The organism is Wolbachia endosymbiont (group A) of Cydia amplana, from assembly GCF_964028495.1.
In the GTDB taxonomy this organism is placed as follows: Bacteria; Pseudomonadota; Alphaproteobacteria; order Rickettsiales; family Anaplasmataceae; genus Wolbachia; species Wolbachia pipientis.
This window is the reverse complement of record NZ_OZ034792.1, coordinates 794,458-817,904: the sequence shown is the minus strand read 5'-3', so window position 1 is coordinate 817,904 and position 23,447 is coordinate 794,458. Positions and strand designations below refer to the sequence as shown.

The 23,447-nt window shown below is 34.6% G+C and carries 22 protein-coding genes and 1 tRNA gene; 13 read left to right on the top strand and 10 right to left on the bottom strand.

Going from position 1 to position 23,447, the window contains the following annotated elements:
• The first annotated feature begins 68 nt into the window (after positions 1 to 68).
• The 8 genes from rpsD to ABWU40_RS03945 all read left to right on the top strand — a co-directional run bounded on the left by rpsD (position 69) and on the right by ABWU40_RS03945 (position 4,889).
• The gene (gene rpsD, locus ABWU40_RS03980; protein ID WP_010962555.1) at positions 69 to 683 is read left to right on the top strand and encodes a 30S ribosomal protein S4; all 615 of its coding nucleotides are present in this window, start codon (positions 69 to 71) and stop codon (positions 681 to 683) included.
• A gap of 9 nt (positions 684 to 692) precedes the next feature.
• Positions 693 to 779, top strand: a tRNA-Leu gene (locus ABWU40_RS03975).
• A gap of 30 nt (positions 780 to 809) precedes the next feature.
• Positions 810 to 1,010 carry a Fe-S cluster assembly protein IscX gene (gene iscX, locus ABWU40_RS03970; protein ID WP_007552114.1) on the top strand — a complete coding sequence of 67 codons (201 nt, stop codon included), beginning with the start codon at positions 810 to 812 and terminating at the stop codon, positions 1,008 to 1,010.
• 447 nt (positions 1,011 to 1,457) lie between these two features.
• Positions 1,458 to 1,799, top strand: a complete 342-nt coding sequence (locus tag ABWU40_RS03965; protein WP_353279129.1) for a DUF721 domain-containing protein — start codon at positions 1,458 to 1,460, stop codon at positions 1,797 to 1,799.
• Positions 1,800 to 1,836: 37 nt separating this feature from the next.
• The gene (gene rpmB / locus ABWU40_RS03960; RefSeq protein ID WP_006279619.1) at positions 1,837 to 2,151 is read left to right on the top strand and encodes a 50S ribosomal protein L28; all 315 of its coding nucleotides are present in this window, start codon (positions 1,837 to 1,839) and stop codon (positions 2,149 to 2,151) included.
• Positions 2,144 to 3,007 carry a lipoyl synthase gene (gene lipA, locus ABWU40_RS03955; RefSeq protein ID WP_015589076.1) on the top strand — a complete coding sequence of 288 codons (864 nt, stop codon included), beginning with the start codon at positions 2,144 to 2,146 and terminating at the stop codon, positions 3,005 to 3,007. The genes rpmB and lipA overlap by 8 nt, the downstream gene beginning before the upstream one ends.
• Before the next feature lie 53 nt (positions 3,008 to 3,060).
• Positions 3,061 to 3,777, top strand: coding sequence for a bifunctional demethylmenaquinone methyltransferase/2-methoxy-6-polyprenyl-1,4-benzoquinol methylase UbiE (gene ubiE / locus ABWU40_RS03950; RefSeq protein ID WP_010962557.1), 717 nt, complete (start codon positions 3,061 to 3,063; stop codon positions 3,775 to 3,777).
• Positions 3,774 to 4,889, top strand: a complete 1,116-nt coding sequence (locus ABWU40_RS03945) for an FtsW/RodA/SpoVE family cell cycle protein (RefSeq protein ID WP_353279128.1) — start codon at positions 3,774 to 3,776, stop codon at positions 4,887 to 4,889. Before ubiE ends, ABWU40_RS03945 begins: the two co-directional genes overlap by 4 nt.
• Before the next feature lie 194 nt (positions 4,890 to 5,083).
• Here ABWU40_RS03945 and ABWU40_RS03940 read toward each other — a convergent pair whose 3' ends face one another.
• Positions 5,084 to 5,947: an Rpn family recombination-promoting nuclease/putative transposase gene (locus ABWU40_RS03940; RefSeq protein WP_353279127.1), complete on the bottom strand. Its 864-nt coding sequence runs from the start codon at positions 5,945 to 5,947 to the stop codon at positions 5,084 to 5,086.
• Positions 5,948 to 6,861: 914 nt separating this feature from the next.
• On the opposite strand from ABWU40_RS03940, the gene ABWU40_RS03935 reads away from it, so the two are divergent.
• Positions 6,862 to 8,571: an ABC transporter ATP-binding protein gene (locus tag ABWU40_RS03935; RefSeq protein WP_015589073.1), complete on the top strand. Its 1,710-nt coding sequence runs from the start codon at positions 6,862 to 6,864 to the stop codon at positions 8,569 to 8,571.
• Positions 8,572 to 8,803: 232 nt separating this feature from the next.
• A complete protein-coding gene (locus tag ABWU40_RS03930) occupies positions 8,804 to 10,459 on the top strand; it encodes a cell envelope integrity protein TolA (protein ID WP_015589072.1) in 1,656 nt (551 codons plus the stop codon).
• 330 nt (positions 10,460 to 10,789) lie between these two features.
• On the opposite strand, the gene ABWU40_RS03925 is transcribed toward ABWU40_RS03930, so the two are convergent.
• The 5 genes from ABWU40_RS03925 to ABWU40_RS03905 all read right to left on the bottom strand — a co-directional run bounded on the left by ABWU40_RS03925 (position 10,790) and on the right by ABWU40_RS03905 (position 13,900).
• A complete protein-coding gene (locus ABWU40_RS03925) occupies positions 10,790 to 10,915 on the bottom strand; it encodes a hypothetical protein (protein ID WP_007549126.1) in 126 nt (41 codons plus the stop codon).
• 518 nt (positions 10,916 to 11,433) lie between these two features.
• A complete protein-coding gene (locus ABWU40_RS03920; RefSeq protein ID WP_141457339.1) occupies positions 11,434 to 12,762 on the bottom strand; it encodes an IS4-like element ISWosp9 family transposase in 1,329 nt (442 codons plus the stop codon).
• A 106-nt stretch (positions 12,763 to 12,868) separates the two neighbouring features.
• Positions 12,869 to 13,021, bottom strand: coding sequence for an IS3 family transposase (locus ABWU40_RS03915; RefSeq protein ID WP_353279126.1), 153 nt, complete (start codon positions 13,019 to 13,021; stop codon positions 12,869 to 12,871).
• 238 nt (positions 13,022 to 13,259) lie between these two features.
• Positions 13,260 to 13,475 (bottom strand): IS3 family transposase, encoded by a 216-nt coding sequence (locus ABWU40_RS03910; RefSeq protein WP_353279436.1) that lies wholly within the window; start codon positions 13,473 to 13,475, stop codon positions 13,260 to 13,262.
• A 122-nt stretch (positions 13,476 to 13,597) separates the two neighbouring features.
• The gene (locus ABWU40_RS03905; protein WP_081818090.1) at positions 13,598 to 13,900 is read right to left on the bottom strand and encodes a transposase; all 303 of its coding nucleotides are present in this window, start codon (positions 13,898 to 13,900) and stop codon (positions 13,598 to 13,600) included.
• 85 nt (positions 13,901 to 13,985) lie between these two features.
• On the opposite strand from ABWU40_RS03905, the gene ABWU40_RS03900 reads away from it, so the two are divergent.
• On the top strand, positions 13,986 to 14,579 hold the full coding sequence (locus tag ABWU40_RS03900; RefSeq protein ID WP_227738582.1) for a hypothetical protein: 594 nt from the start codon (positions 13,986 to 13,988) through the stop codon (positions 14,577 to 14,579).
• Between the two features lie 180 nt (positions 14,580 to 14,759).
• Here ABWU40_RS03900 and gatA read toward each other — a convergent pair whose 3' ends face one another.
• Entirely contained in the window at positions 14,760 to 16,229 is a 1,470-nt protein-coding gene (gatA, locus tag ABWU40_RS03895) for an Asp-tRNA(Asn)/Glu-tRNA(Gln) amidotransferase subunit GatA (RefSeq protein ID WP_015588939.1), read from the bottom strand.
• A 389-nt stretch (positions 16,230 to 16,618) separates the two neighbouring features.
• Between gatA and mtaB the strand changes: the two genes are divergently transcribed.
• Together mtaB and ABWU40_RS03885 are read left to right on the top strand one after the other, a co-directional pair.
• A complete protein-coding gene (gene mtaB, locus ABWU40_RS03890) occupies positions 16,619 to 17,845 on the top strand; it encodes a tRNA (N(6)-L-threonylcarbamoyladenosine(37)-C(2))-methylthiotransferase MtaB (RefSeq protein ID WP_015588940.1) in 1,227 nt (408 codons plus the stop codon).
• A gap of 67 nt (positions 17,846 to 17,912) precedes the next feature.
• Complete coding sequence (locus tag ABWU40_RS03885) at positions 17,913 to 18,824, top strand: outer membrane protein (protein WP_141457201.1); 912 nt, start codon at positions 17,913 to 17,915, stop codon at positions 18,822 to 18,824.
• 7 nt (positions 18,825 to 18,831) lie between these two features.
• Here ABWU40_RS03885 and ABWU40_RS03880 read toward each other — a convergent pair whose 3' ends face one another.
• The 3 genes from ABWU40_RS03880 to ABWU40_RS03870 form a co-directional block, all read right to left on the bottom strand.
• Positions 18,832 to 20,319 carry a type II secretion system protein GspD gene (locus tag ABWU40_RS03880; protein ID WP_015588942.1) on the bottom strand — a complete coding sequence of 496 codons (1,488 nt, stop codon included), beginning with the start codon at positions 20,317 to 20,319 and terminating at the stop codon, positions 18,832 to 18,834.
• A 133-nt stretch (positions 20,320 to 20,452) separates the two neighbouring features.
• A complete protein-coding gene (locus tag ABWU40_RS03875; RefSeq protein WP_141457199.1) occupies positions 20,453 to 21,817 on the bottom strand; it encodes an ankyrin repeat domain-containing protein in 1,365 nt (454 codons plus the stop codon).
• A gap of 950 nt (positions 21,818 to 22,767) precedes the next feature.
• Complete coding sequence (locus tag ABWU40_RS03870; RefSeq protein ID WP_015588944.1) at positions 22,768 to 23,442, bottom strand: septal ring lytic transglycosylase RlpA family protein; 675 nt, start codon at positions 23,440 to 23,442, stop codon at positions 22,768 to 22,770.
• Positions 23,443 to 23,447: the final 5 nt, after the last annotated feature.

The following is a 23,447-nucleotide window of genomic DNA, read 5'->3' as shown; positions in this document are numbered from 1 at the left end:
GCAAAAACAAGTTGACACTGAGTGCTAAAATCCTTAATAATCTAAAGTTAAATCGTGAGAGTTTTTATATGACAACTGTTATCACTAGAAAGTATAGGATTAGCCGTAGACTTGGTGTAAATTTATGGGGTAGAGCTAAAGACCCAGTAAACAAAAGGAAATACCCTCCAGGTCAACATGGTATTCTTGGATTCAAGAAGTTATCCGACTTTGGTAAGCAGTTTGCTGCGCATAAGAAATTTAAGTTTTACTATGCGATTTCAAGTAAGCAGCTCAGACGTACATTTTTAGATGCTTATAACAGAAAGGGTTATACGGCTGATAATTTTATCGGTATCTTAGAATCGAGATTAAGTTCTGTTTTATACCACTCTGGTCTTGTTCCAACAATTTACTCAGCAAAGCAGCTCATATCTCACAAGCACGTTACAGTTAATGATAAGGTGGTTAACATATCGAGTTATCGAGTGAAGCCAGGTGATATAATAAAAATAAGAGAAAGGGCAGCAAAAATCCCTGTAGTAGTAGAGGCTGAACAAAAACAAGAGCGCAAGGCTCCGGATTATTTAGAAGCAGATAGTAAAGAGCATTCAGTGAAGTATTTGAGGTCACCTCAATATTCTGAGGTTCCTTATTCAGCAGACATGGAAGTCAATTTAGTAGTAGAGTTTTACTCTAGATAGATAAAAAAAGCCCGTGTGGCGGAATCGGTAGACGCAGCGGACTTAAAATCCGTGGGTTTTGCGACCTTGGGAGTTCAAGTCTCCCCATGGGCACCAATTTAACTTAGCAGATAAATACAAAAAAGTATGAAATGGCTTGATATAGAAGATATTGTGGAAGCTCTGGAGGAAAAATTTCCAAATGAGAATATAATTAGTATCAGATTCACTGAGCTTAAAAAAAAGGTCTTGAGTTTAGAGGAATTTGATGATGATGAAAAACGCTGTAACGAGAAAATACTCGAAGCCATTCAGGCAGCTTGGATTGAGGAAAGATTAACCGCATAGCAATAAACCATACGCAAACGTGATTTCTATTACAATTTGCATATGGATTATGCTATTTTTTGGATCTAGCCTGGCAAGTTAATAATAATTTAACTAATTACAATTAAAACAGCTATAAGGTTAATTATGAGGCAAAGATGACAGCACAAAATTTGGTAAATGGAACGATCTTGACAAGTGCTACGTTGAGATAAGTTTTGCATAAAAATACTGCTTTTACGGTGTGAGGCTAGAGGTTTGTAAAGCAGTTAGAAGGTTGTCATCTAAGTAGCGTGACCAGAGCTAGATTCCGCGAACACGCCGCGGAATGACGACTATGCAATATGCGTTGCGGAGTGACGATTATGGTCATACCGTCACGGTATCTCACAAACATGTAGCAGTAATGACAAAATCTCAAGTTATATGTATACTTTTATATTATCTACCTACTAAAAAAACAGAAAAATGCTCAAACGTAGCGGTCCAAAAAAATTAAAGTCTATAATAGAAAACTATGCATTAAAATGCATGAAAAATAAAATTAGCAAAAATGAAATACGTCTTATTTTAAACTGGCGAAATATAGTAGGGAAAGAAATAGCAGAGTGTACAAAACCGAAAAAGATCTCATATGCACAGAATATAAATTCGGGTGTGTTGCATCTGGTAGTAACAAATGGCAGCAAAGCATTGGAAATTCAGCATATGATTTCTCTTATAATAGAAAAAATTACGATATTTTTTGGCTATAAAGCAGTATATAGTATAAAAATTAAGCAAGAGAGTATTGACTATTTGACTATATAAGGTAATCTAAGTACATAGAATAATTTGGTATATTGAAGTGAGTAGAGTTTGTGAATTAACAAATAGAAAAAAATCTTTTGGTAATAAGGTATCACATTCAAATCGTAAAACAAAGCGTACCTTTCTTTTAAATTTACATAAGGTTACGTTGACAAGTGATATATTGAATAAAAAGTTTAGATTTCGTGTGGCAACAAGAACTTTGAGAACTATAGATTACAAAGGTGATTTAGATGCTTTTTTGCTCAACACAAGAACGATTAAACTAAGTGAGAAAGCGCAGAAGATAAAAAGAAGGTTGAAAAAAGTTTTAGTAAAGCAAGAGGTAGAGTTAGCAGTTTCAGATGCATAGCAAACCTCAATGGCTCAGAGCAAAAGCTCCGACCGGTGAAGTGTTCAATGAGACCTTAAACATCGTTAAACTGCATAACTTGCATACAGTGTGCGAAGAGGCTGCATGTCCAAACATTGGTGAATGTTGGAATAAACGTCATGCTACTGTGATGATTCTTGGTTCTGTTTGCACTCGTGCTTGTGCATTTTGCAACGTTGCAACTGGCATTCCTGATAAACTAGATCCTCATGAACCAGAAAATTTAGCAAAAGCAATAAAAAAGTTAAACTTAAAGCATGTTGTTATTACTTCCGTTGATCGTGATGATTTACCAGATGGTGGCGCAAATCAGTTTATACAGTGCATAGAAGAAATTAGAAAGATAACTTCAGAAACAACAATAGAGATTTTAACTCCTGATTTTTTAAATAAGAAAGGAGCATTTGAAGCAATCGCTGTTGCATCACCTGATGTCTATAACCACAATATTGAAACAGTGCCGAGATTGTATGCAAAAATAAGACCACGAGCTCGCTATTTTCATTCACTATATTTACTGAAGATGGTAAAGCAGATTAATTCTAAAGTTTTCACAAAGTCAGGGCTTATGGTTGGTCTTGGAGAAACAAAAGAGGAAATACTTCAGGTTATGGACGATTTGCGCAGTGCTGAGGTTGATTTTATTACAATTGGTCAATATCTACAACCAACTCCAAAACATGCAAAACTTGATAGGTATGTTACCCCAGAGGAATTTGAGCATTATAAATATATCGCTTACTCCAAAGGGTTCCTAGTGGTTGCATCAAGCCCACTAACTCGGTCATCATACCACGCTGAAGAAGATTTTAACAGGCTCAAGGCCTGTCGTTGACATTTGTGTTAATTCAAATTAATTTTTACTAATTATAAAGGAGTTTTTACGTAATGTCTACTATAAAAATCGAGAAGAAATCACAATTAGTTAAAGAGGTATTCGATTCCGTGGCAAGTCGCTACGACACCATGAATGATATAATGAGCCTCGGAATGCACAGATTATGGAAAGATAAGATGGTAAATAGTGTGCATTTTACAAAAAACTCTAAGGTTTTAGATGTTGCTGGAGGAACTGGAGATATAGCAATAAGAGTAGTAAGAAAAGAGCCAAGTGCTAAGGTTACAGTATGCGATATAAATCAAAACATGCTAAACAGAGGACGTGATAAAGCTATAAATTCAAACCAAATTAATTTTGATTGGGTATGTGCAAGTGCAGAAAGTTTACCATTTGAAGACTCCGAATTTGATTATTGCACAATAGCTTTTGGCATTCGAAACGTTTCTGACCGCAAGAAGGCTTTAAATGAGGCGCACAGGGTATTAAAACCACATGGAAAATTTATCTGCTTAGAATTTGCCCCTATGCACTATCAAAATGAGATATTTACCAAACTTTATGACTTATATTCATTTAAAGTAATTCCTAAAATTGGCAGCATAGTTGCTAAAGACAAGAGTTCTTATGAATATTTAGTGAGGAGCATTAGAGAGTTTCCAACTCAGGCTGATTTTAAAATGGAAATTGAAGAGGTAGGCTTTAAGAATGTTGAGTTTCATAATATGAGCTATGGAATAGTGGCATTACACATTGGAACAAAATGAATATTAAACTCTGGTATAGAACGCTGGATTACTATCTCATCCTTCCAGTGTTTTTTTTGCTCACTATAAGCTTCATTCTTGTTTATTCAGCAAGCCCTGTAATTGCGCAGCGTCTTTCTTTACCACAAGATTATTTTATACGGCGTCACACAATTTATATAGTCCTGTCACTAATTACCTTGGTGACATTTTCTTTTCTCAACACAAGAACTATACTTAACCTCTCGTTCGCAGGTTTCATTTTATTTACTATTCTAGTAGCAATTGCGATAATACTTGGTATAGAGGTAAAAGGTGCGAAACGATGGTTACATATTGTCAAAATTTCAGTTCAACCATCTGAGTTTGTAAGGCCATTTTTTTCTGTTGTTATAGCTAGTATCTTGGCCAGCGAAATGAAGTTTAAAATACACATATCAATCATAATATTTCTGTTAGTTTCTGTGTTGTTACTTTTGCAACCTGATTTCAGTATGTCTATGCTTTTAACATATTCTTTTATTGGTCAAATGTTTATTGCATGTATACCATTTTTATACTTTCTATGCATAATAGGAATGGCCACAACTGGAACTACAATAGCTTACTTATGCCTCCCACATATAAAGCAAAGGATTTACAATTTTGTCTTTTTTACGCAGCGCGATAACTTTCAAGTTACAAAATCATTAGAAGCATTCAAAAGAGGTCAATTAACTGGGGTTGGACCTGGTGAAGGTAGCGTAAAAGCCTCTCTTCCTGATTGTCATACAGATTTTGTGTTTTCTGTTTTAGCAGAAGAATTTGGTTTGATTACGTGCTTAGCCACATTGATGTTATTTGGCATCATTTCCGCCCGTTTGCTTTACGTTGCATATAGGGAAAATGAATTATTTAATCTGTTAGTGATTCTCGGTATCTCAATGCAATTCATCACACAATTCATAATAAACATAGGGGTAACATTGAGTGTTTTTCCAACCACCGGCATAACCCTGCCGTTACTTAGCTATGGTGGTTCTTCTCTTTTATCTTCGAGCATCGCACTTGGCATAATGCTGTCTTTTAGTAGAAATCAAGCTATTGCATTAAAGTTTCGTGAGCGTATTATGCTTGGAAGGTATATGGACTAAACTTGTACCGCTCACAACTATTATTGGTATCCCTCCAAAATGGGTATCTGTTCAGATGAGTGGCAAGAGATATTATGAAATCTGAAAGAGTTATGTGGAAATTTTTCAGAAAATATTCCACTGACATGCTGAACAACAAATACATCACTATGTCGTTTATCGCAAAAACTTATATTTTTCGTAACCATTCACACTTAATTCTGCAATTCTTTGATCTCACTCATAGAAAGACCAGTAGTTTGAGCTATAATATTAAAAGAAACACCTGCTTTAAGTAGATTCTTTGCGACTTCAATTTCCCTCTCTTTTCTACCTTCCTCTTTAGCAAGGTCAAGTCTGTATTCAAGAATGGCTTCTTCTTTGCGCAGATCCATTATTCTTTCTTCATAAGCTACTAAATCTTTTTCATTCCAGCTAAACCTGTCTAATTCATCATATGCTAGCTTTATTATTGGTGATTTTTCCGCAATTTTTCTGAGATCTTCGTCCGTTGTTTCATCTGCATATTTGAAAAAAAATAGCCAACGGTCTACTACACTTTCTAGTTGTTCTTCTCTACTCTTAGGAAATTTTGGCAGCTCTATGAAGATAAATTGAAAATCTTTTAAGTCATGCTCATTGGTTTTCTCATCTCTTATGGTATGGCTAGATATATAGTCAAGCTTATCAGGGAATAAGGTACAATTTGAAATCGCGATAAAGAAAATCTTCTTTAAATCAACGTATTTACCAGATTTATCAGCTTGTCTTGAGTAAGCCTTAGCAGCATAAAGTTGTGCACGTTTTTCAAAGCCTTTATCACGAGTGAGCTGCATCTCAATTATATACCTGTTCCCACTAGAATCCCTGCAAAGAACATCAACAATGCTTTGTTTATCAGAAGCAATTTCAGGGTCCATAATGGTGCTTAAGAATTCTACTTCTTGTATAGTGTTGACTTCAGTACATCCTAAAATATCGTTCAAAAAATGAATAAGAATATTCTTATTTCTCTCAGTACCAAATATTTTTTTAAATGTTAGGTCCAATTTTGGATCGAGAAATTTAGAAAGAGCCATAGTAAAAATACTGAGAAAAGATTAATAATTATACACTATTATTAACAACTATTCAACCATATTTTTAAGTATAGCTATACCGCTGCGGCGCTAACACGTAGCGGGATGACGAGCTTATCGTCATACCACCGCAAACCTTCATACCGCGATTCATTCACGGTATTTCTAGATCCCGCTAACACGTAGCGGAATGACGAATTACTATCTACACTGTCATACCGCGATTCATTCGCGGTATCTCTCAACATAGATCCCTTACTTAACCGTCATACCTTAACATAGATCCCGCTAACACGTAGCGGGATGACGATTGTCGTTTAGCTATAAATATTAAGGAATTTACCAAACGAAAAAAAGGCAAAAGAAACCCTAGTCATTGTCTATTTTCAGTATTGGCGTTTTTTAAGTCTTAAACACTGCAATTTAGCTGCTTTTAATTGCAACTAACCTACGCTGCAAATGTTTAAGAAATTTACTAAGCAGAAAAAAAGACAAAGAATTCCCGAGTTAGCTAGTCTTTTACTATCTCTGTCGAGTATTGGCATTTTTTGATGTCTTGTAACGCTTTATAAGCGCGTTCAGCTTATTTAGATAAAAATCTAGATGTAGATGAAGTTTTGTAAAGACATACAGTATCTATATACTGCAAAAAATTGAACATAAGACGCCGATACATTAAGTAATCCTTACCTTTTAATCTGCAGATTGGCGAAAGCAAATACAATAGCTTCAGTTTCATGATAAGAGGGCTGGCGGAGTTTGTCAAGCAAGTTTTTTGTTTCTGCGAGCTACTACCCTTTCTTGGTGGACTAAAATCACAACAGCTGCAGAACCTAAATTGCTTCATACTACACCTTTTCCCTTTCCCCTGAAACTAGAATCTATATACTTAACTTTAGAAACTTTAAAATAAGATGCGATCTAATATTAGGCAGTTATTTTACTATATAAAGCCTAATCTATCTTATTTCATCATAGCTTTTATTGCAGTTTTATTTTCAGCCTTAATGATCCTCCTCTTTGGCAGAGGCTTAAGCAATATAATTGATTCTGGCACAGAGCACGATTTTACTACCAAACTATTAGTTGCAATACTTATAGTTTTAGCCATTTCTCTCACTGCATTTACTCGGTTATATTTCATTGGCATTGGCAGCGAGAAAGTTATCGCAAGAATCAGATATGACTTATATAGCAGTATCACTAACTTGCAACCAAGTTTCTTTGAGAACACAGGCGTACAAGATGTTATTTCAGCGTTAGTTACTGATACCTCTGTGCTGCAATCAATAATAAACAGCAGCTTACTAACCATATTACGAAATTTTGTGATTCTGATTGGTAGTGTTGCTATGTTATTGTATACAAATATACAACTAACTGCGTATGCAGCCGCAATAATACCTATACTACTCATTATCATGACCTCACTTGGAAAAAAAGTGCGTAGCTATGCACGCTTTGCCCAGGATAAATTAAGTGAGCTTGCGTCATTTAGTGAGGAAAATTTTAGATCTATAGTGACTATCAAATCGTTTGTACTCGAGGAAAACGAAAAAATCCGTTTTAAGGAACATTTAAACTCAGTATCAAAATCATACGTAAAATTAGTACTCTTGCGTGCTATTTTAGTAACTCTAGTTATCACGTGTGTGATAGGTTCACTAGTTGTTTTGCTCTTTTTTGGTATTAAAGAAGTCTTAAGCAATAATATAACTATTGGAAAACTCTCCTCATTTGTGTTTTATTCAGCGCTCGCAGCAGGAGCTATAAATAATTTGAGCGATAATATCAGTGATTTACAACGAGGTCTTGGAATAGTAGAGCGTTTATTTGAATTTAAAAATATGAAAAGCTCTATAGCAGATCCCGATGATCCTATAAAAATTTGTAGTGTTCAAAAGGGAATTTCGTTTAATGGCGTAACATTTTTTTATGAATCTCAGTCTGATAAGCCAGCGTTAAATAACGTATCATTTTCTATAGAGGCAGGTCAAGCAGTATCAATTGTTGGACCATCTGGCAGTGGTAAAAGCACCATTTTAAAGCTTCTGCTCCGTTTTCATGATCCAAACAAAGGTAGCATTACTATCGATGGGCACAATATTAAGTCAATTGCGCTAAATGACCTCAGATCGTTGTTTGGCTTAGTGCCACAAGATCACATGATATTTTCTTGCTCAATAATGGAAAATATACTATATGGCAAACCAGGTGCCGAATATGAGGAAGTGAAGCAAGCAGCCATCAGCGCTTATGCGATGGAATTTATTGATAAGCTGCCTGATAAATTTGATACATTTGTAGGAAAAAGAGGATTAAAACTTTCTGAAGGACAAAAACAACGTATTGTAATAGCAAGGGCCATACTCAACAATCCTCAGGTTTTAATACTGGATGAAGCAACCTCTGCCCTTGATTACAAAAGTGAGAACCTCGTGCAAAAAGCCTTGAGCAAGTTAATGCAAAACAGAACAACAATCGTAATTACACACAGGCTATCAACCGCACTCAAGACTGACAAGATTATAGTAATTAATCATGGAAAAGTAGAAGAAGTAGGAACTCATGACTCTCTAATAAGTAAAGACGGGCTGTATGCAAAACTGGCGAAGATACAGTAGGCATGAAATATTGTGTAAATTAAAAGAGAATTTAAGCTATATCGTTGTTGATTTAATGAGTATGCTAGATTTAAAATTAAAATTAAAATTATTAATTTTTTAATTTTATTATTTTATAATGGTTCCATAGTTATCCGGAAATTTCGTGACCTGTGGTTTCTTTCATTCACGTTATATTCATAGCTTGTTCTATCTTAATGTAATTCCAATTTTAACTGTATAGGAGGTCTCTATGTTAAAACATAACTATAGTGATAAAATCAATAATCGCTATTCATATACTAACAAATTTTCTTATAGTGATGAGGGTGTAGATGAGACGATCAAGGATAAAATCACAACTGAAGATCAGGTAGTAACTGATGATAAGGTAGTAACTGAGGATCAGGTTACGGGTCTAAGAGATCAGATCGAAAAAGAGAAAAAGGATGATGAATTTACCAGAGAAACACTTGAAGAGTGCAAAGACAGGGCTAAGAAGGCAGAAGATGGTGCTAAAAAGGCAGTAAAACGTGCAGAAGATGATGCTAAAAAGGCAATAAAACAAGCACATGGTGAAGCTAAAGAAGCAAAAGAACAGTTTGCGAAATGTGAAAAAGATGCTGAGAGGATAAAAGAAGACGCTGGAAAGGCAATCAATCAGGCAAAGAATGATGCTAAAGCAGAAGCTGCGGAAGCAGTAAAACAAGCACATGGTGAAGCTAAAGAAGCAAAAGAGCAGTTTGCGAAATGTGAAAAAGATGCTGAGAGGATAAAAGATGATGCTAAACAGGCAATAGAACGTGCAAAAGATGATGCTAAAGCAAAAGCCGATTTAGCAATAAAACAAGCTCAAGATGAGATTGAAAAAGTGAAAGCAGAAGCTAAACAGGCAAAAGCAGACGCTGGAAAAGCAAAAGAGGAGGCTGAAGGGATAAAAGAAGCATTTGTACAGTGTGAAAAGAAAGTTGAGAAAGCCAAAGAAGAAGTTGTAAAGTGTAAAATTGGAATGGCAAAGGCAGAGGTTGAGTGGTATAAAAAAGAAGCTGAAGAATGCAAAAAAGAGAAAGGAATTGGTACAGGCAAACCTGATACTGGTGAAAAAGGAGATGAAACTGGTACAAACAAACCTGATACTGATGAGAAAGAAGATGAAACTGGAAAAGCAAGTGTCATTACATCTCAAGAAATAACCTTAGATTGTTCCCAAGCTGAAAATTGTGGAGCATATGCTTCTTGGTATACAGCTTATAATAAGATAGGTCATCAAGGTTTTAATACATCTGATTTACTAAAGGAATTGTATCCTGAGATGTATAGTAATCCTAAAATTGCGACATATATAGAAAAGGGAATAGAGGGTTATTACGGTGTAGTAAATTTTAAATTTGCCTTTACAGAGCTTTTTGATTCAGCACACTATTTTAGTAATATGTCATGTAAAAAATGTATGGATAATCCACAAGAGATAGCCTGTCAAGACGATGAAATTAAGAGTTTCTGTTACCCTGCCGGTTATCATAATAATAAAGAATACAACAAAAGCTTTTTTATGAGAGAATCATGTCCTGATCTCATTAGAGAGTCCGATCGAACAATTGTTGCGAAAGCAAAACAAATTGCACCATTGATACTTGTTAACACATTAGGACAAATGATAGATAAAGAGGGCAATAACACTCAGATATTGTATAGTTCATTAAAGCCTTATCTAAAGGCTAATGGCAAAATAAAGGACTGTGGAGTTGACAAAAAGTGTGAAGATTTTGCTAAAATTATGAAGAAAGTTGCATGGGACAGTGATAAGGAAGTACTATTAAAAACTGTTTTTGATAGTACGGAAAAAACAAATCCTTACTATTATGATAATGAGGATAGTCTTGTTTCTGTTGATACTAATTTTATATAAGACTGAATGCTTTCTGGGCTTTTCAGCCCAGATGGCATTTTTGCAGAAAAATAGAGTGAGTAACCAGGATCGAACTGGCGACATTCAGCACTACAAACTAACGCTCTGCCAACTGAGCTACGGTTGCCAATAGGAACTCACAACTCTCTAATAAGTGAAGACGGGATGTATGCAAAACTGGCGAAGATACAGTGGAGTTGAAAAAAAATTTAAATCATACCGTTAGTTGATATGCTAGATTTATAATTTAAATTATTAAATTTTTAATTATTTTAATTTATAATAATCTCATAGTATTTTTTAAAGGATCATTATGGTTTATAATTATAGTCATTTACCAAAACTACCATGTACGGCTTTTAATTCGCCAGCATCAGTTTCACCAACACCAGTATCGAACTGTGCACAAGCTTGTGCACCTGCATACGCACCTTGTGCTACTAATTCGTGCCACAATCATTTTAACTCATATCATAATTATTATGACACATGTCATAATCCTTGTGATGAATTTGGGTTTCTTTGTTAGAAGATTGTTTTTAAACAACTCATAAACGCACGTCTAGCTATACGTGCTTCCAAGAGCACATGGGTGTTATTCAACCCATGTGTTTCATGTTTTGCTTGAGAAGATAAGCAATTGTTATTCACAGTAACCATATATTACAATTTATTTCAGCAACACGACTAATTTGACTACTGACAGCTTCTTCTTGGAATCTTATCATTATTCTACCATAGTAAAACTTTTAACTCTAATATCTGCTACATTAAAGTCGTATTTTGAAATGTACTGTAGGTTAAGGACTTTGTATATGCTAATTTTAGCCTTAAAATTATTAAATCATTAACTTTTTTATCCTATAATAATCTAATAGTTGCTTTTTAAAGGATTTTTATGACTTACAATTTTTCTTCGTATCCACGTATGGATTCATGTACTCCTGTGCGCACAGCTTGCATAACCATACGCGTCAAGTTAAGGAATGTAGAGAGCTTAAAGTAGATACCCTGGTCTTCCTATATCTGTCTTTCAAAGAAAACTTTGACCAGATTATAGTAAGCTTTTTTAGAAAAATTTTTAAATTATTGACAATATTGTTTAATATCAAAAAGAGCTCTCTAACCCGCCTTTTCAATTCAATAAATGCCTTTGTTAAACTGAGCTCCGTGTTCTTTTTTAGTTTTACACAGCCAATCATTCCGTGAAATACGAGAATAGCACATAATTTTGCGTATAGCTCGCACAATACTCTAAATGGATTTGTCTTTCCTTTTAGTTTATCAAGATTGATATGACTTTTATATAGTTTAAATAGTAATTCGATTTGCCATCTTACTCTATAAACCGTCAATATTTGTTCAGCATTAATTTTACTCTCTGGAACATTAGTTATAAATATTGACCAATCTAATAACTTTTGATTCTTTTGAGAAGATGTATATCCATGTGACTTTGCTAATTTATTAGCCTTTCTTCTTCTAGCCATAGACTGTTCTTCAGTTAGCTTTTGACATATAATTCTTACCTTAATTTTTACTTCCTTTCCTAATAATACTTCTTTTTCTGAAGATAATTGACCTTCCAAATACTCCAATAGCTCTATTTTTTGATTTGTTTCTATATCATATATATTGGTATCAGACTTATAACGACTAACAAAATATGCACCTGCTTCATCAATCTGTTTAAAAGAACTAGGCACAAAGTAGCCCAAGTCAAATATTAGCAAATCATTGGCTGATAAACCGTTCAGATAATCCCTATAACCTTGATCCGACCTTATTCCTTCCATAAAATTTAACTTATCTAGCGCTTGATTCAGGTAATCAAAGACTAACTGTAGCTTTATTCCTGATTTGGTATTATTCTCACAATCTCTATAGCTACTGCCATATCCTTTGTACATATCTTCCATGCTACTGGGCAGGCTAATGTAGCTGCTATCCAATAATTTAACGCTTCCAAATTGCTGTAAAATTTTGCAATCAATCTGTAGACTTTTTTTAAATAAACACAAAGCTTCGTTATACATTTTTTTCATGAACTCAACTGCTTCTTCACTAAACCTAAAATCTAAACCCTGTTTTGTAATTTCTATCGAGTCTTCATTTAGCAATTGGCACATTGTTTCTATGCTGCAATCATCAACTCCTATGTTACCAAAAACCATAGCTTTTATGAATGATGAGCCATTAAGTTTTCTCTTTCTTTTTATAAAACCTACTGTAATTGATATTTCGTCTGCTTTTTCATTAAAGAATTCATTGAGGTCTTTTGATAAGCAAGCTATTCTGTCCATTGTAAGTTCTCTCATTCATATATCCAAGAGAATTTATACCTTATTATTTTCCTTCACTCTATCAACTTTACTTACACTTTTCCTTAACTTGACGCGTATGGTTTATTTAACACTCCCAAAAAATTTCTATGTATTCAAATATTGCAGTTCTAGTTTGTTGAGCAGAGTGTTGTGAAGTATCAATAAGTATTTCTCTTTTCAATGAGCTAAAGAAGCTTTCTGCAACAGAATTGTCGTAACAACAGCCTTTATTACTCATCTATATTCTTTACAGCTAAGAGATATTGATAACCTTGCGAAGTATATTGTGAACCTTGATCACTATGTAATAGTAGATTTTTGGCAGGTTTACGCTTGTTAACGTCCATTAATAAAGAGTCCATAACCAATTGTTTATTTATTGAACTGCTCATTAACTACCATGCGTGAATATAGATCGATTATTGTTGCCAAATATAGCCATCCTTCTTTGGTTTTTATATAAGTAATCCCATACTTTATTTGGTTGATCGACAATAAAGTTTTGGTCTAATATATTGGGAGCTACTGTCCGTTTGTTGTTTCTTAATTTTAAATTTTCTTCTCAATATAGCCTGAATACCATTTTTCTGCATAATACTTTGCACTGTTTTTAAGTTGCAACTTTTACCCAAAGCCTTTAATTCAGCATAAATTTTAGGAGCTCCATATCTACATTTAGAAACTTGATATATTTTTTGAATAGCTTCGAGTAGCTCTTTATTTGCTGATTCTCTACTGCTTATTTTTCTTGTGGTCCACTTATAGTAGCCACTAGCAGAAAATCCTATATAATTCCTGTACTTTATAGCAGTTACTATATAAAAAAATATTTTACTCTTTTTGACTGGCCAGGGCTTTTTTTTAAATGTCTCTTTCCCTTGTTACTCTTGCTTTGTAAATCAAACCTCTCCTTGTCGTAAGGAGCCATGTTACCTCTACCTGGAAATGCATCTGCTGCCGACTTTTTTTCGTTGTGTTTCTTTATCCATTTTCCTAATAAACCACCCTTTATTCCTAAATCCTTTGCTATTTTTGTAATTGTTTGACCTGCCTTTCTTTGTTCATTTGCCAGTTTAACAGCTTCCAATTTGAATTCTGCTGTATATTCTCTTACCATTTCTAATCCTCCAAAATTTTATTTTACCCGAAAAAACTCCTTTCTTTCTCTCCACTTTTTCTGGGTAAGGTCAGTATGGGAAAAGGTGAAAGATGTACTAAAAAACCCAGAGATGATAAAAAAGGAATACCAACGTAGAGTATTAGAAAATAAAAATGATGAATCATCAGAGAAAAAGTTTGCAAGAAGAGAAAATCAAATAAAAGAAGGTATCGAAAAATTAATGGAAGATTATTATAGTCAAGAAAATGCAGGAGAGAAAGGATATATAAGCGAGGAAGAATTTAAACAGACAATGAGAAAAATGAAAGAACGCTTACAAGGGATAGAAGAAGAGAAAAAAAAGGTAGTTGATCAGAAGGCAGTAGAAAAAGGAATAAGTCTTATTATAAATAGCATAAAGAATTTTTATTCTAGTGTAAAATCGAACCTGGAACAGCTAGATTGGCAAACTAAGCGCGGCATTATTAAAGCATTAATAGGACAAATTAACATTGGTTGTGATCAGGTAGAAGTAGGATTTCAGATCGAAGAACCAGCACAGGATGGGGGAATTCTTAATTTGTATCATTGTACTACACATCATAATAAGGGGGTTGGCGAAGGGTGTCAAGCAAGTTTTTTCGTTTCTATAAATCTGGATTTCAGCGTTATGCGCTGGAATGACAACGTGAGGTAAATTTTTCAACATCCCAAAATTACAGAATTCAGTCTGTTTAATTAAGTGTGAACTGTTACACGAAAATTTTGTAAACAGATTAATATACCCTGTTTTTGCTATTCATCTAAAAATGGAACCATAGAGTACGTTGAGGAGCGTAAGCAAATTTTAATGCAAAAATTACTATCAAAAAATAGATTATGCAAGAGGTCTAATTATTCTGCCGCAATTTTGCTCTATCACACTTGCCACATTTAATATTCCAGCTTCATCATAATAATTTCCAATCACTTGCAAGGCAAGTGGTAAACCCTCATTGGAGAGCCCAACAGGAACAGAAATAGCAGGCAATCCTGCCAGACTTGCCGGCACAGTAAACACATCATTGATGCACATAATTAGCGGATCTGGCTTTTCATTTAAGCCAAAAGCTTCTGTTGGAGCAGATGGCACAAGTATGTAATCTATTTTTTCAAACGCTTTTATAAAATCATTTCTGATTAATGCCCTAATGCACTGCGCTTTTTCGTAATATTCATTATGATGACCTGAAGAAAGCGCATAAGCGCCAATTAAAATTCTTCTTTTCACCTCTTTACCGAAACCTTCTGCTCTTGTTAGTGAATACATTTCTTCAAGGGTATCAGCATCAACCCTGAACCCATAACGCACACCGTCATAACGAGCAAGATTGGATGAAGTTTCAGCAGAACAAATTAAATAATAGACTGGTATTGCATATTTAGTATGTGGCAGAGTAACGTCAACAACTTCAGCGCCATTTTCTTTTAAATAGGAAGCAACTTTCTCCCAATTATGGACTATTTCCTCTGAAATTCCATCCATCCTATATTCTTTTGGTATACCAATACGCTTACCCTTAACATCACCATTTATAAAGCTGGAAAATTTAGGTGCTGGCTTTCTACTTGATATTGAATCTTTTGTATCATAGCCACAGATTGCTTCCAGCATTAATGCTGAATCAGAGACAGAACGAGTAATGACTCCTGCTTGATCTAGAGAACTCGCAAATGCAATCATACCAAAACGCGAGCATCTTCCATAAGTTGGCTTTATTCCAACTACTCCACAGTAAGCTGCTGGTTGGCGTACAGATCCACCGGTGTCACTCCCTAGTGCTCCAGCGCATAAAAATCCAGCCACCGATGCTGCAGATCCACCAGATGATCCACCAGGAACAACTTTTTCCCCATCACTTTTTCTAATCCACACATTTTCGACAGGGCCAAAATAGCTGTTTGTGTTCGCAGAACCCATAGCAAATTCATCCATATTAAGCTTACCGAGCATGGCTGCTCCACTTTTTAAAAGCAAGTCAGACACCGTAGATTCGTAAGTCGGAACGAAATTTTCCAGCATTTTTGAGCATGCTGTTGTTTTTATTCCTTTTGTACAGAATAGATCTTTGATGCCAACTGGTACACCCATGAGCGGCGAGATTAAATCATCCTTTTGCCTAGAGAAATATTCATCTGCAGCTTTAGCAGCTTTCATTGCTATCTCTGGGGTTTTTGTTATAAATGCATTTAATTTCTCATTTTCAACCGCACTGATGTGCGCCTCTACGAGTTCAACGGCAGAAAAACTCTTTTTTTTGAGCCCGTCATGCATTTGTGTAATACTTAACTTTCTTAGTTCATTCATCAATATTTAATTTTTAGCAAGACGTTAATTATAACATGGCACGATAAAAAATCCATACATTTATAGTTACAGCTAGAAATGTAGCTAAGGTAACTTAGATTCACCGACAATCGTCATCCCGCTACTTGTTAGCGGCTAAGAGATACCGCAGCGGTATGACGTAGAAGCTATACTTTTATACTCACCAACTCAGTATCCAATCCGGATTGTATCTTAAAAAGGTCAAAAGACTATAATAAGCAAAGGAGTGATACTGTGTCTGAGTGAAAATCGTTGAGATCCCAGTGTCTGCTGCTTGCATAGCATTTATTTACAAAAAAATAGTCATGCAAGAGACTTTGCTTGGATATTTGATATAATTTAGGTCTATTAAAGCAAAAAATACTAACATGAATGAAGTGATAACATTTGGTTGTCGTCTAAATTTTTACGAGAGCGAGTTAATCAAAGAAGCATTAAAAAAAGCAAAGAGAGAAAATGTTGTTGTGGTGCATAGCTGTGCAGTGACAAACGAAGCAGAACGTCAGGTAAAGCAAAAGATACGTAAGATTTACAAAAATGATCCAAATAAAGAAATTATCGTAGTTGGTTGTGCTGTTCAGTTGGATCCAGAAGTTTACAGTAGCATTCCTGGTGTAAGTAAAGTGCTCGGTAATCAAGATAAGCTAAAAGCTGAAAATTACTTACTAAATGACGATAAAATCTTGGTCAGTGATAACCAAGTAGAACCTGTTCTAATTAATGGATTTGAAGATAAGTCAAGGGCATTTATTGAAATTCAAAATGGTTGTAATCATAGCTGCACATTTTGTTCAATTACTGAGGCAAGAGGGAATAATCGATCTGTGCCAATAAACAGTATTATAGAGCAAATCAGGATCTTTGTAGAAAATGGATATCAAGAAGTAGTGTTTACAGGGGTTGATATTACTGACTTTGGTACAGATTTGTTGGGTAAGCCATCACTTGGTTCAATGATTAGGAGAGTTTTAAAGGATATACCAGAGTTGAAGAGGCTAAGACTTTCCTCTATCGATGTTGCTGAAGTTGACGACGAATTAATGGATTTAATAGCTAATGAGTCAAGACTTATGCCTCATTTACATTTGAGTCTACAATCTGGTAATAATTTAATACTAAAGAGAATGAAGCGTCGTCACAACAGAGAGCAAGTGATAGAATTTTATCATAAAATGAAGAGCTTGAGACCTAATATAGCATTTGGCGCTGATATTATTGCTGGATTTCCAACAGAAACTGATGAAATGTTTCAGGATACGGTTGATCTACTAAAAAAAATAAATGTAGTTTACCTACATGCTTTTCCATATTCAGAGCGGAAAAATACACCTGCTGCACGGATGCCGCAAATACCAGAAAATGTACGTAAAGAACGGGTAAAGCACCTAAGAGAGGTGAATAAGGAAATGATGAGCAGTTTTTATCAATCTTTGCTCAGCACCGAGCAAAGCGTTCTGGTTGAGCAAAATCATATCGGTAGAACAGAAAATTTTGCATTAGTAAAGCTTGAACCAAAAGCTCAAGCCAAGAGTATTGTGAAAGTTAATGTTAAAGGAGTGGAAAATAATTATCTAATCGGAAGTATCTTACCTTAATTTTTTGTACATTAAAGAAATATATGATATAGTAGTTATACTATAAATGATAATTATGGGTTCATTTGTGATAACTAAAATATCTATTGCTTTATTTTTAATTTTCATTCCATGTGTCTATTTTTTTATTACTTATATTAGTAATAGTACACACATTGAGCAAGTACAACCCTTAAAATTAGAAACAGACAATGATGAAAGTGTGATACGTTCTGAGGAGGTTACTGCAAAAGAAATACCAATAAAATATCAAGAACTTGAAAGTAGTCCACCTTCTGTTTTCCAAGTAGCTGATCAGAAAAATATGTGGTCACGTATTGCAGATCAAGCTGAGCCTACAAAAGAAAAATCAAAAAAACTTGATTTTTATGTTAGCGCTAACGGTGGTAAGGTATACCATGATAATTCAGAAATATTTGTAAAGGGTATAAAGGCAATAGGGGAGAGAGTCCTAACTTTAGTTGAAAGTCATTATGGTTTTATAATAAAAAATATAGTGGCAGATGAAATTAAAAGTATACAGCAATTTGATGGTAAAATTGATTTCCAGTGGTTTAGCAGCATGTCTTTAGGTTACTATGCTGGAGAAAATGGTAAAATTGATTTTGAAGCCGCGTATTCTATAGCCAATATTGAAGATAGTAATTCTCCTCCGGTATTTGATAAATCAGCAAGTATATTTGCGTTTTTGTTAAACTTCTATTATAATCCCAGCGTTCAGGATACACAATTTGCTCCGTACATCGGTCTTGGTATAGGACCAACAGTTTTTAGATTAAAAAGGATTAATGGGTCACCCCAAAATTCAATGCCACTGAATGTTCCTTGGTTTGCTTATCAAATAAAACTTGGTGTTGATTATTCAATAATCCCAGAAATCAAAACCTTTCTCGGCTATCGTTACTTTAGCGTTCCGATACCTGTTGCAGATGACATATCTACTCACAATATTGAAGTTGGTTTGATATTTAATTTTTAGTGATAATTTAATATATATATAAATTCTTATCTTTTCTATCTAACAAACCAAATGTTGGTACGATTGTTGCTTTTAAAAAAATGACAGTTTCTACTGTTCTAATATTATTCGCTAGCCTTTTTGATTTCTGATGCAATAAGCTTTGCTTATCTTCTCTATGTTCTATAAGCCCGCCGATTACCATAATTTCACCGCTCTTAATTTTTAACATAGAGTTCATTTCTCTGATTTCAACAATTGGAATGTCGCTATTTAATTTCATTTTACTCTGCTGTGCGACGTACTCTATATCTGGATCTTTAGTGTAGCCGTTAATTCTTGATAAAGTTGGATGTATATCCATGAATATTTCACTAGTATCAATGTTAATGCTTGGGTGGATTATTAGCACAACACCTATTGGGACGCTATTCATCTTGGTAATTAAGGTCTGATTAGAGTTTCTAGTATCTTTTTGTATATCGGAGGTAAAATAAATATGGTTTTTAGTAAATGAAATCATCGCTTGCTGATTATTTATAGCATGTACTCTGGGGCTTGAAATTACAGTTGAAGTGCCAAATTTGTCTAAATTTTTTACTAAATCTCCTAGATCATTTGCACCAAAGTTCATTGCTAGGTTAATAATGGAGTTATCTTGATTTATTATAGACTTAGTTCCATCTTGTAAGTCATTTAAGTTCATACCAGAAAGGTATTTGTCATCTAGCACAACTTCAACTATTTTTGCCTCTATCATTACTTGAGAAGACGCTAACTTCTTAACCTTATTGATATATTCTTCAACAGCTTTGTGGATATCTTTTCTAGCATTCAAAATAATAACACCAGCTTCTCTGTTGGATGAAAGGAATTCGCCATCATCCACCCCGTTAACATCCATTATTGCATTCAAGCCTTTTTCTAATGAATTCCATAAGTCACTACTGTATTGAGACTTCATAACATTGTTATAGTCCCTATCAACGTTACTTCCATCACTGTTAGTAATATTGTTATTAATGACGAAACTGCTTTGAGCAGAATGTTGAATATTGATGAAGTCTACGTAATAATTTTGTGCGTATGGCAAGTCCTGCTCAATTCTAATTACACCATTACTTGTTGAGTAACGCAGTTTGGCGCTATTTGCTATACTCTGAATTACTTCGTTTATATCCTTATCTTTTAGCTTTAAAATAATATTACCTGATATTTTTGGGTCCATATCCAAGTTAACGTCAGAAAGTTTTCCTATCTCAATCAGCAAATCCTTTACTGATACTTCTTCACTAACATTAATAGAAATAAGCTGATTACTGATTGTGAGATCGGGAAACTCTATTGGTAAAGGCATAATTTCTGGTATTGCCGGTTCATTAATCTCCAAAGAGGTGTTATATTGTTGCAACGGATAATCGTGCTTATAATTGTCTATGTTAATAGGATATTGCTTGGTAGGTAGATGTGTGCAAGAAATAATGAAGAGGAGTATTAAGCATTTAAAAATAGCCATTAGAACAGCATATAGATCTATACTAATAGATTTCTATAAAAATATTAAAAATGTATTTAATTTCGTTTTCATCGAGCAGATAATTGTCATATATTAGCTTTGGCTATGTATTTTTTGTATACTCTTCTTGTACTTAAATGTAGACCAGCATAGCCTTAGTTTTTTTATATATTTTACTTCTTTCTCTATATTTAATAATAGGCTTGAAAATAAATGGTAAGCCTATAATTGTTAGGCTTAGAGCTAGGGTTGAAAGTATACAACAGGCTTTGTGTTTACTATGTAGCTCTTTCAGGTAAAGCATCAAAAATCTGCAAAATTTTTTGTAATTTTCTTCGATGTTTTTTTTGCTATGAGCCTTGCTAATGAACATATCTATTGCGGTATGACCGTTATTACACTTAATGTTAAGGTCTGCACCTTTTTCTATTAATAGCTGAGCTATATCAAAATAATCCTTTTGAACAGCAAGATGTAGAGGTGCAAAACCTTGTTGCTCACAAATGTTCATATTGGCTCTAACTTCCAATAACATTTTCACAATTTTTGTATGGCCTTTTTTAACTGCCAGTAGCAAGGGAGTTCTGTTACATTTAGTAACAGCATTAATGTTTACCTTAAGCCTCAATAAGAGCTTAACTGTTTTAGTGTTACCATTATGGCTAGCTTTATGCAGCCTGGCGTTGCCATTAAAATCTTGATCATTTGCATCTATTCCTTTTGATACAAGAAATGTTACCATTTTTCTATTATTATGCTCAATAGCGCAATCTAATGCATCAAAACCATGATTGTTTTTTGTGCAAAAAAACTCTTTAAGTTTAATTTTATCGTTACTTGCTTGCTGTTTTTTTGCAATAAGCTTTACTATTTGCATTTTGTTGTTATACGCTGCTAGGAAAAGCGTAGTGTTATTTTCTGCATCTTTGGCTTCTATATTTGCACCTTTCTTTATCAGATATTCTATAATTTCTGCTCTGCTGTCATAATGTGCGGTGCATTGATAAATGGTTAAAAACAAAGGAGTACGAAAATTGTTATCTTCACATTCGAGATTTGCTCCGCTATCAATTAAAATTTGGACGCTTTTTTTAGAACCGTATAGTGAAGCTATATGAAGAGGAGTATAGCCCTCTTTGACATCTTTTTCATTAATTTTTGCGCCTTTTGTTATCAAAAAATCTATTAATTCCGTGTCATCTTGTAGTGCAGCAAGGTGCAGTGGAGTAAATCCATTTTTATCCTTGGAATTAATTGTCAGTTGATTAACAAAAAGTTTAGCAACTTTCTTGTGTCCATGCATAATGGCATAATGCAGTGGATTTCTATTTTCGTTGTCTACGACATTGAAATCAGCTTCGTGCTCTAGTAATGACTTTACTCCAACTAAATCACCTTCTTTTGTGAACTTGTGCAAGAGAGTGATTCCACTTGCATCTTTTGAGTTAATATCAAATCCATTTTCTACTAATTGGTTTATATCTTCCTCACGCGCCATATCACTTAAATCTCTAATTAAACTCTTTTCGCGTTAATAATACTCCTACTTGATTAAGTTTAAATGAATCTGTGAGAAATGGCTAGTGCATTCTTGCATAACAAACTTTTGGCAGCGCATTGGATGAAACGAAAAACTTACTTGACAAACTCCGCCAGCCTTCTTATCATGAAACTGAAGCTATTTATTTATCTTCGCAATCTCTGCAGTGGATTAATGACAAAAAACTTAATGTATTTGGCGTAAATCATGCTTAATTTTTTGCACTATGTGCATCTCATGTCTTTATAAAACTTTTAGGTTTCTACCTATACAAGCCGAAACGCGCTTATAAAGTGTTTAAGACAGTAAAAGACGTCAAATAGACAAGGGAGAATTTGAATACTAGCTACCCTAGGGTTTCTTTGCCTTTTTTTTTATTTGGTAAATTTCTTAATATTTATAGCTAAACGACAACTGTCATTCCTGTAAAGGTCAAGTATCCCGCTACTTGTTAGCGGCTGAGATACCGCGAATGAATCGCGGCATGACGGTTCGTGGTGGCATGACGATAAGCTCGTCATCCCGCTACTTGTTAGCGGCTGAGATACCGCGAATGAATCGCGGTATGACGGTTCGTGGTGGCATGACGATAAGCTCGTCATCCCGCTACTTGTTAGCGGCTGAGATACCGCGAATGAATCGCGGTATGACGGTTAGCGGCGGCATGACGTAGGATTGCTGTCATTTCGCTACTTGTTAGCGGCTGAGATACCGCGAATAAATCGCGGTATGACGGTTAGCGGTGGCGTGACGATAAGCTCGTCATTCCGCTACGTGTTAGCGGCTAAGAGATATCGCGGTGGTATAGCTATAAATTGTTGATATCTTTTTTATATCACATTTTTAACTTACAATAGTTAGCCAGCGTTTCTGACATTAACCAAATTTTTCAAATTCTGCACTCACCACTACCTATAACTCACTTTCACGCAATATTGATCGTTCTTAAAAAGCAATCTAACATTTTTTATTCCTTGATTGCGAAGCTTTGATGCAGCTGATTTAGCAGCCTGAGCACTTTTAAAAAATGCAACATATCCCTTACTTTCTGCACTGTCTTGTTTTGGGTGACGTTTCTGTATTTCTTTTTCATACTGCTTTCTGTAATGAGGAGTATTTTGTATCAATTGTTCTGACATCTTTCTTAGGTATTGGACTTTTACTTTTGCAAGCCCAGATTTATGAAATCCTAAGACTTGAGCTGCTTTTTCTGATAAGTCTATTATTCTACCTTCAATAAATGGTCCTCTATCGTTAACCCTTGTAACAAGCTTTCTTCCATTTTCTAAATTAGTGACAAGAACAAAGCAGGGTAGGGGCAAAGTCTTATGCGCTGCAGAGATCAAGTGACGGTTAAACACTTCACCATTTGCTGTAAGCGTGCCATGATCTTCTATTCCATACCACGACGCTGTCCCTATCTCTTCATAGTGTTTACAGTTTTTTGGATAATAAGTTATACCATTTATTGTGTAGCTGCTGCCAATTTTGTAATGACCTGCAGTGCAATTAAACCTGTTGCTAAAACTGCAACTACTCATCAAAACGAATATTAGACATAGGAAGGCTAGGTTTTTTATCATTGTAT

Bases quoted from the DNA above. Each gene is read 5' to 3' on its own strand.
- rpsD (WP_010962555.1), top strand. From the start codon at position 69: ATGACAACTGTTATCACTAGAAAGTATAGGATTAGCCGTAGACTTGGT.
- iscX (WP_007552114.1), top strand. From the start codon at position 810: ATGAAATGGCTTGATATAGAAGATATTGTGGAAGCTCTGGAGGAAAAA.
- ABWU40_RS03965 (WP_353279129.1), top strand. From the start codon at position 1,458: ATGCTCAAACGTAGCGGTCCAAAAAAATTAAAGTCTATAATAGAAAAC.
- lipA (WP_015589076.1), top strand. From the start codon at position 2,144: ATGCATAGCAAACCTCAATGGCTCAGAGCAAAAGCTCCGACCGGTGAA.
- ubiE (WP_010962557.1), top strand. From the start codon at position 3,061: ATGTCTACTATAAAAATCGAGAAGAAATCACAATTAGTTAAAGAGGTA.
- ABWU40_RS03945 (WP_353279128.1), top strand. From the start codon at position 3,774: ATGAATATTAAACTCTGGTATAGAACGCTGGATTACTATCTCATCCTT.
- ABWU40_RS03940 (WP_353279127.1), bottom strand. From the start codon at position 5,947: ATGGCTCTTTCTAAATTTCTCGATCCAAAATTGGACCTAACATTTAAA.
- ABWU40_RS03935 (WP_015589073.1), top strand. From the start codon at position 6,862: ATGCGATCTAATATTAGGCAGTTATTTTACTATATAAAGCCTAATCTA.
- ABWU40_RS03930 (WP_015589072.1), top strand. From the start codon at position 8,804: ATGTTAAAACATAACTATAGTGATAAAATCAATAATCGCTATTCATAT.
- ABWU40_RS03920 (WP_141457339.1), bottom strand. From the start codon at position 12,762: ATGGACAGAATAGCTTGCTTATCAAAAGACCTCAATGAATTCTTTAAT.
- ABWU40_RS03915 (WP_353279126.1), bottom strand. From the start codon at position 13,021: ATGAGTAATAAAGGCTGTTGTTACGACAATTCTGTTGCAGAAAGCTTC.
- ABWU40_RS03905 (WP_081818090.1), bottom strand. From the start codon at position 13,900: ATGGTAAGAGAATATACAGCAGAATTCAAATTGGAAGCTGTTAAACTG.
- gatA (WP_015588939.1), bottom strand. From the start codon at position 16,229: ATGAATGAACTAAGAAAGTTAAGTATTACACAAATGCATGACGGGCTC.
- mtaB (WP_015588940.1), top strand. From the start codon at position 16,619: ATGAATGAAGTGATAACATTTGGTTGTCGTCTAAATTTTTACGAGAGC.
- ABWU40_RS03880 (WP_015588942.1), bottom strand. From the start codon at position 20,319: ATGGCTATTTTTAAATGCTTAATACTCCTCTTCATTATTTCTTGCACA.
- ABWU40_RS03875 (WP_141457199.1), bottom strand. From the start codon at position 21,817: ATGGCGCGTGAGGAAGATATAAACCAATTAGTAGAAAATGGATTTGAT.
- ABWU40_RS03870 (WP_015588944.1), bottom strand. From the start codon at position 23,442: ATGATAAAAAACCTAGCCTTCCTATGTCTAATATTCGTTTTGATGAGT.